Raw genomic sequence first — 7,183 nt, forward strand, 5'->3', positions numbered from 1 at the left:
GACCAATTTATTGCAACCGCAGTAGGACAGCCTTAAGTCCGACAGGCTGCTAGCTTCTGTTACACTGCATTCTAATCATTCTCCGCTACGTTCAAAAGACTTAGTGTGCACCAGAATTTTTTCACTTAAATCCCCGGCAGCCTCATGGCTGTCGCCTGGAGAGATCATGGCAAATAAAGGTAAACTCTATATCATCGCAGCCCCCTCGGGAGCTGGCAAAACCAGCCTGGTCAAGGCTATGGTTCAGTCGACCCCTCATGTGAAGGTATCGGTTTCCCATACAACCCGTCCGATTCGTCCCGGTGAAACAGACGGTATGAACTATCACTTCACCAGCAAAGACGTCTTTCTGGAGCTGATGAGCCAGGGCCAGTTTCTGGAACATGCAGAAGTATTCGGAAATTACTACGGCACCTCTGAAGCCTGGGTTCGGGAACAGCTGGATACCGGTGAAGATGTTATTCTTGAAATTGACTGGCAGGGTGCCCAGCAGGTACGTAAGCTGATGCCTGAAGCAGTCAGTATCTTTATTCTGCCTCCTTCCAAAGAAGCGCTTCGTGAGCGTTTGATGGGGCGTGGTACCGATGATTTCGACGTGATTGAGCGGCGTATGAATCAGGCTGTGAATGAGATGTCTCATTATGCAGAGTTTGATTATCTGGTTATCAACGATGAGTTTGATCTGGCTCTGCGCGACCTGCAAACGATCATCAGAAGTCGTCGCTTGTCTATTGGCTGGATGCAGCACTACAAGTCCGGCCTGATTGAAGGTTTGTTGAACTGATTGTCCTATTCGAAAACAGTTCAGGCGGCAAGGATCTCTCTGTCCTTGCCGATGTTGTCGTTGTGGCCAAAAACAGTCTGATCAGTTCCGGCAACAAAAAGCGTGAATTCCGGGTCATGGCGAGACCCTTTCTGAGACTGAGCGTCAACTGTAACTCACGTCCTTTTTCCAAAAGGAGTGAAAATGAAATACGTTTTTCACTGCTTCCTCCTTTCTCTCTTACTGCCTTGCTTTCTGACAGTGAGCACCGCCCGTGCAGATGAAGACGATGGGCTGCATCTTAATGATTCCGTCTCATCCATTGCAGACAAAGCGGACTCATTTGCTGCACCACGGGAGGTCAGTGTCGTGGGTGGCGCTATTGAGCCTTACCTTGGAGATGGCTTTGACTGGGGTGCAGGAATAAGCCCGTTGCCGTTGATCACGTTTGCATTTAAAAGATATACCGTTACACCGGATCCAAGGGGTAGCAGTGAGAATCAGTCATCCTGCCAGCAGGGTTCACGACAACGGCTTCAGACATGCGGAGGTGCCATTGCATCAAGTTACTCTGGAGATGACTTGCCACCGGCTGATCGCCCGGATTTTGAAGAACAGCTACAGGAATTTGACAGCTTGCTGGCTGAGCTTGAAAAAGAAATGGCTCAACTGGTCGGAGAAGTCGTTCTACTCACGGACCTTGATGAAACTTTGTTGCCAACCGGGCGCCACATCAGAGAACTGACAAAACGATTCAGGCAGAGGTTTGCAGTTTTTGTGGATAAGTGGCGACAACGGGGCAAATTAAGACTGATTGTCGTGACAGGTGCCATTATTGGCCACGATGAGTGGCATTATTTTGCCGACAACCAACTCCCTGAGCCTGACTACCTGGTATCAATCGGGAGTGGTTTCAGAGCTTTTCAGAGTCCCGTTAATGTGATGGCTCGCCCGGGCACCCGATTTTATGGCGCCCTGATGCCCGGTTTCAGCTTGTTTCCCGAAGACCTGTTTATCAGGCCAGATGGTTTCCGTTTCGAACGATACCTGAGTTGCACCGCTGGGCTGGATAATCAACTGGTATATCTCTTCGCCATACAGGATGTAGCCATTACCGATGTTCACAATCCCGAGCCAGGTCCAATCTATGCCTTCACAGTGGATCCTCAGATGGATCTGAATCAGGAAAAAACCAGAGAGCAGTTGAGGCAGGTGGCATTTAATCTTTTTGGTGCACTTGCCGATGTCAGGTTCAATCCTGATGAGCATCAAGTGACCCTCTCATTGCCTCTGACAAAAGGAGAGTGGGTGAGCAGGCTGGCCAGAGTCATGGGTGTGAGTGGTTCTACCATCATTGCGGCCGGTGACAATGAGATTGATCAGGATCTTCTGGTACCCGGCAAAGGCAGTGATTTCTCAGTTGATACTGCCATTGTTGTAGGTAACGCAAGTCACCATTTTAAGAAAAAAATGATGGGGAGTCCCGGAGTAGAGATAAGTACCTTCAGTTGTATTGTCGGGGTGGCGCAGGGCTTTTTAAGGGGACTGAGGAAGATTGTTCTGGAACAGGTTACGTGAGCTGAAGCTGTTTGAGTTTTTTGGTCATGGCCTCTCAAATATTATTCCTGAAGATGCATTAAAACGGCAGCCATTTGTCTGCCGCTGAATGTGTATACAATATTTGTCTTTTGATCAGATGGCTTCTGTTGCCTTGATCAGCCACTCCAGATCTTCTCCTTCCAATAGTGGTGACAATTCACGTCTCACTCTGTCGTGGTATTTATTCAGCCACTCAACTTCCTCACTATTGAGCCTATCGAGCAACAGTGGACGGGTATCAATCGGTGCGAGAGTCAAGTCTTTCAGTTTATAGAAATCGCCGAATTCGGTTTTTATATCTTCTTCAACCAGCATGATATTTTCGATCCGGATACCATGCTTGCCATTACGATACATACCCGGCTCGTTGGTAATCAGCATGCCGGGTTTCAGAGCAACATCCAGAAAGTACTGGCTGACACTCTGCGGGCCTTCGTGCACATTCAGGAAATAACCCACACCATGACCGGTACCATGATTGTAATTCTGACCTTCAGCCCATGCCGGTTGTCTTGCCAGTGTGTCCAGCTGGATACCACGGGTACCACGCAGGAAACGGGCCCTTGCAAGATTAATATGACACTTGAGCACCAGAGTGTAGTCTTTCCTTTCTTCTTCGGTCATGTCACCGCAGGCAAAGGTGCGGGTAATGTCTGTAGTGCCATCCGGGTATTGGCCACCTGAATCGACCAGCAGAAGCCCTTTTGGCTGAATTGTCAGACAGGTTTCTTCTTCAGCTCGATAATGAATAACTGCACCATTAGGCCCATATCCTGCAATGGTTGAAAAGCTTGGACCTTTAAATTCAGGAGCCATTGCCCGGAATGCCTGAAGGTTTTCATCCAGGCTGACTTCAGTCAGGGTTCCTGTGGAAATCTGACCTTCGAGCCAGCGCATAAAACGCACTATGGCGACACCATCACGACGATGGCAGTCATTCATGCGTTTGATTTCGACAGGGTTTTTAACCGCTTTGAGGTTTTTGGCCGGGCTGGTGGCCTCAACAACACAGACGCTCTCTGCAATAACGTCGAACAGCCATTGACAGGTGGTAGCGGGATCAATCAAAAGTGTAGTGTCGTTTAGTAATGACAGGCTATCTGCAACTGCTGAGTACGCGCACAACTCCACAGAAGAGGCTTTCAGTGCTTCCAGAGCTTCTTTTTCCAGACGACTGTCGTCAATAAAGAGCCGTGCTGAGTCTTTGGTGATATGGGCATAAGCCATAAAAACCGGGTTGCATTCAACGTCAGAGCCACGCAGGTTGAACAACCAGGCTATGTCGTCCAGAGCTGCCATCAGGATATGGTCAGCCCCTGCTTCTGTCATTGCTTCCCGCACTTCAGCCAGTTTTTCCTCGCGGCTTTTTCCTGCCATCCCATCACTGTGGAGGGCAACAGGCTCAGCAGGCATGGCTGGACGGTCTTTCCAGATATCATTCAGCAGATCAAGATCGGTTTTCAGGAGCAGGCTTTTGCTATCAAATAACTTTTTGAGATTTCTGACGAACCGAAGGCTCACAACTGTGCCATCAAAGCCAATAACCTGCCCTTCATCAAGGGTATCTGTTATCCATCTGTTGATAGGTGGCACATCAGGCTGCCCTTGCTTCATCAGTTCGATGCCGCTGCCCGCCAGTTGTTCTTCAGCCTGAAGAAAGTAGCGGCCGTCGGTCCACAATGCAGCCCGCTCTTGAAGTACGACAAGGGTGCCTGCTGAGCCATCAAACCCAGACAGCCAGGCACGGCCATTCCATCGATCGGCTACGTATTCGCTCTGGTGTGGATCAGAGCTTGGGATAATCCAAGCGTGAATGTTCTGGCTTTTCATTGCTGATTGCAGTGCTGCCAGCTTCTCTGGGGTCGTCAGCTGATTAATGGTGGTTGTCATAAGTTGTATTCTGAAATGCCTGCTGCGAAGAAATAGTATCAGTTAATGGCGCTACTATAACTATCTTTGAAGACAATCAGAAAGGGTAGAAAGCCTTTAATGCTTCAGTCTTTGTCAGAGTCTTATGGCTTTCCAAAATAAAGAACGCTCATACCGCTATAAAAAATGAGCTTCAGAAAGGCCTGTTGACCTGACACAATCAAATGAGTGGTCGATAAAATAATCAATGGCCCTTCCAGTGCATAGTTACTGACCGGTCCCGGGCTTGTTTGGACTCTGGTCGTAAAGTAAACTGTAAGGTCCGCAAACAGGCTGTTTAAGCCAAAAAGCAAAAGTGCTCTTTCCCGGGAGTCTGACCGAAAACAAGCAGAACGCTATTCCCGGTCGGGCGAATAGGAAAGAGCATTTCCATAGTGATTAAATTTGAGAGGTGAGCAGTGGCTCGAGTAACCGTAGAAGACTGTCTGGACAATGTCGATAATCGCTTTGAATTGGTAATGGTCGCTTCCAAGCGTGCACGTCAGCTGGCGATTGGTGGCAAGGACTCCAAACTGGAATGGGAAAACGACAAGCCCACCGTTATGGCTTTGCGCGAAATTGCAGAAGGTCTGGTAACCCCTCTGTCTGTTGAAGAAAAAATGGTGGACGAAGACGAAGCGGCCATGTTCCTGGCTGGTGTTGAGGGCTAATACCACCAGACCTCCCCGGGAGGTGCTCTGGATGGCTGGATGGCTGCACAGGAGGAGCGGGCTTTGCTAACTATTGAAGAGTTTGCCGACCGCTTGAAGTCCTACCTGAATCCCGAACAGGTAAATCTTGTTCGCAGGGCTTACTATTACGCTGAACAGGCGCACGACGGCCAGACCCGGCGTAGTGGTGAGCCTTATATTACCCACCCGCTCGAGGTGGCTGCAATTCTTGCGGACATGCACATGGATCATCATAGTCTGATGGCCGCCATGCTACATGATGTTATCGAAGACACCGGAATCGAAAAAACTGCCATTCACGAACAGTTCGGTGAAGTGGTTGCCGATCTGGTTGACGGAGTCAGCAAACTAACGCACATGCAGTTTGAAAACAAGACTCTGGCCCAAGCCGAAAACTTCCAGAAAATGGCCCTGGCCATGGCGCGGGACATCCGGGTCATCCTGGTCAAACTGTCCGATCGACTCCACAATATGCGCACTCTGGGTGTGCTCAGACCCGACAAGCGTCGTCGGATTGCCAGAGAAACTCTTGACATTTATGTGCCGATTGCCAATCGTCTGGGCATGCACAATCTGCGGATTGAACTGGAAGACCTCGGCTTTCAGGCCATGTATCCCATGAGATCCCGAATGATACGTCAGGCAGTGAAAGAAGCCCGTGGTAATCGCAAGGATCTGGTGGGCCAGGTTCAGAGGGCTATTGCTGTCCGTCTTGAGGAAGTTGGCCTGATGGGCAGAGTCGTAGGACGGGAGAAGCATCTTTACAGTATCTATCGAAAGATGCGTAACCAGAGCAAGTCCTTTGCCGAAATCATGGACATGTTTGCATTTCGTATCATTGTTGGCAGTGCTGACTCCTGTTACCGTGCATTAGGCATGGTCCATAATCTATACAAGCCGATTCCGGGGCGTTTCAAAGACTACATTGCTATTCCCAAGGCTAACGGCTATCAGTCGCTTCACACCAGCCTCTTTGGTATGCACGGTGTTCCCGTCGAGATCCAGATCCGAACTCAGGAAATGGAAGATATGGCCAATAATGGCATAGCTGCCCACTGGCTCTATAAATCGGGAGATGAAGCACTGTCCGGCAGCCATGCCCGTACACGTCAGTGGCTCAAAGGTGTACTTGAACTGCAAAAAAATGCCGGTGATTCACTGGAGTTCATTGAGAACGTCAAGATCGACCTGTTCCCGGACGAAGTCTACGTCTTTACGCCCAAAGGCCATATTCTTGAATTGCCCAAGGGCGCTACTTCCGTTGATTTTGCCTACACCGTTCATACTGATGTGGGTAACACCTGTGTAGCCTGTCGTATTGATCGCCGTCTGGCTTCCCTGAGTCAGCCATTACAGAGTGGGCAGACGGTAGAAGTTGTCACAGCCCCCGGTGCCAGACCTAATGTCGGCTGGTTAAATTTTGTTGTGACCGGAAAAGCCCGGTCCAATATACGTCATTTCCTCAAGAATCAGCGGCGCAATGAATCCATTGCTCTTGGTCGCCGACTGCTGAACAAGGCTCTGGTCAGTTTCGAGAGTCATCTTGATGATATGGACGACCAGGTCCTCAAAGGTCAGATTGAATCGCTGAAGTTCGATACTCTGGATGACCTTTTGGAAGACATTGGTTTGGGCAACCGCATGGCTTACGTCGTTGCACGTATGCTGATGGAACCAGGCAGTGTGGAAACAGAGAAAACCCAGATTGATACTTCTGACTCCGAGAAGCCGCTGTCGATCAGGGGTACGGAGGGTATGGTAATCAGCTTTGCCAAGTGCTGCTATCCGATTCCGGGCGACCCGGTTGTCGGACATGTCAGCTCAGGCCGTGGCATTGTGATTCATACGGAAAGCTGTAAAAACATCTCTGATATTCGCCACAGCCCTGAAAAAGTGCTGGAGGTGGATTGGGATAAAGATGTTTCTGGCGAATTCACAGTCGAGTTGCTGGTAGAGCTGGAACATCATCGAGGCATGATTGCTTCTTTGGCGACCAGTGTCACTGCAGTGGAAGGCAACATAGAGAAAATCAGCATGGAAGAGCGTGATGCCAGCTTCTGTATGGTTCAGCTGGTGATTAAGGTTAAGGATCGTCTCCATCTGGCCCGAATCATCAAACGGCTTCGTGTGATCAAGGGCGTTAACTCTATCAACCGTCGCAGAGAAGCCTAGCAGCCTGTCGGACTTAAGGCTGTCCTACTGCGGTTGCAATAAATTGGTC

5 protein-coding genes are annotated in these 7,183 nt (G+C 49.5%); 4 read left to right on the forward strand and 1 reads right to left on the reverse strand.

What is annotated here, in order from left to right; all coding sequences use genetic code 11:
* Positions 1-166: 166 nt before the first annotated feature.
* Both gmk and KDK18_RS01890 read left to right on the forward strand, forming a co-directional pair.
* The gene (gene gmk / locus KDK18_RS01885; RefSeq protein WP_257252786.1) at positions 167-784 is read left to right on the forward strand and encodes a guanylate kinase; all 618 of its coding nucleotides are present in this window, start codon (positions 167-169) and stop codon (positions 782-784) included.
* A gap of 183 nt (positions 785-967) precedes the next feature.
* Positions 968-2,341 carry a hypothetical protein gene (locus KDK18_RS01890; RefSeq protein ID WP_257252787.1) on the forward strand — a complete coding sequence of 458 codons (1,374 nt, stop codon included), beginning with the start codon at positions 968-970 and terminating at the stop codon, positions 2,339-2,341.
* A gap of 114 nt (positions 2,342-2,455) precedes the next feature.
* On the opposite strand, the gene KDK18_RS01895 is transcribed toward KDK18_RS01890, so the two are convergent.
* Entirely contained in the window at positions 2,456-4,252 is a 1,797-nt protein-coding gene (locus tag KDK18_RS01895) for an aminopeptidase P family protein (RefSeq protein WP_257252788.1), read from the reverse strand.
* Between the two features lie 437 nt (positions 4,253-4,689).
* Here KDK18_RS01895 and rpoZ point away from each other — a divergent pair, with 437 nt between their 5' ends.
* Both rpoZ and spoT read left to right on the forward strand, forming a co-directional pair.
* Entirely contained in the window at positions 4,690-4,941 is a 252-nt protein-coding gene (rpoZ, locus tag KDK18_RS01900; protein ID WP_257252790.1) for a DNA-directed RNA polymerase subunit omega, read from the forward strand.
* Positions 4,942-4,980: 39 nt separating this feature from the next.
* Positions 4,981-7,134: a bifunctional GTP diphosphokinase/guanosine-3',5'-bis pyrophosphate 3'-pyrophosphohydrolase gene (gene spoT / locus KDK18_RS01905; RefSeq protein ID WP_373690721.1), complete on the forward strand. Its 2,154-nt coding sequence runs from the start codon at positions 4,981-4,983 to the stop codon at positions 7,132-7,134.
* Positions 7,135-7,183 lie beyond the last annotated feature (49 nt).

The organism is Endozoicomonas sp. SESOKO3 (assembly GCF_024606255.1).

Excerpts from the sequence above, each read along its gene's own strand:
- KDK18_RS01895 (WP_257252788.1), bottom strand. The coding sequence starts at position 4,252 with ATGACAACCACCATTAATCAGCTGACGACCCCAGAGAAGCTGGCAGCA.
- spoT (WP_373690721.1), top strand. The coding sequence starts at position 4,981 with ATGGCTGCACAGGAGGAGCGGGCTTTGCTAACTATTGAAGAGTTTGCC.
- KDK18_RS01890 (WP_257252787.1), top strand. The coding sequence starts at position 968 with ATGAAATACGTTTTTCACTGCTTCCTCCTTTCTCTCTTACTGCCTTGC.
- gmk (WP_257252786.1), top strand. The coding sequence starts at position 167 with ATGGCAAATAAAGGTAAACTCTATATCATCGCAGCCCCCTCGGGAGCT.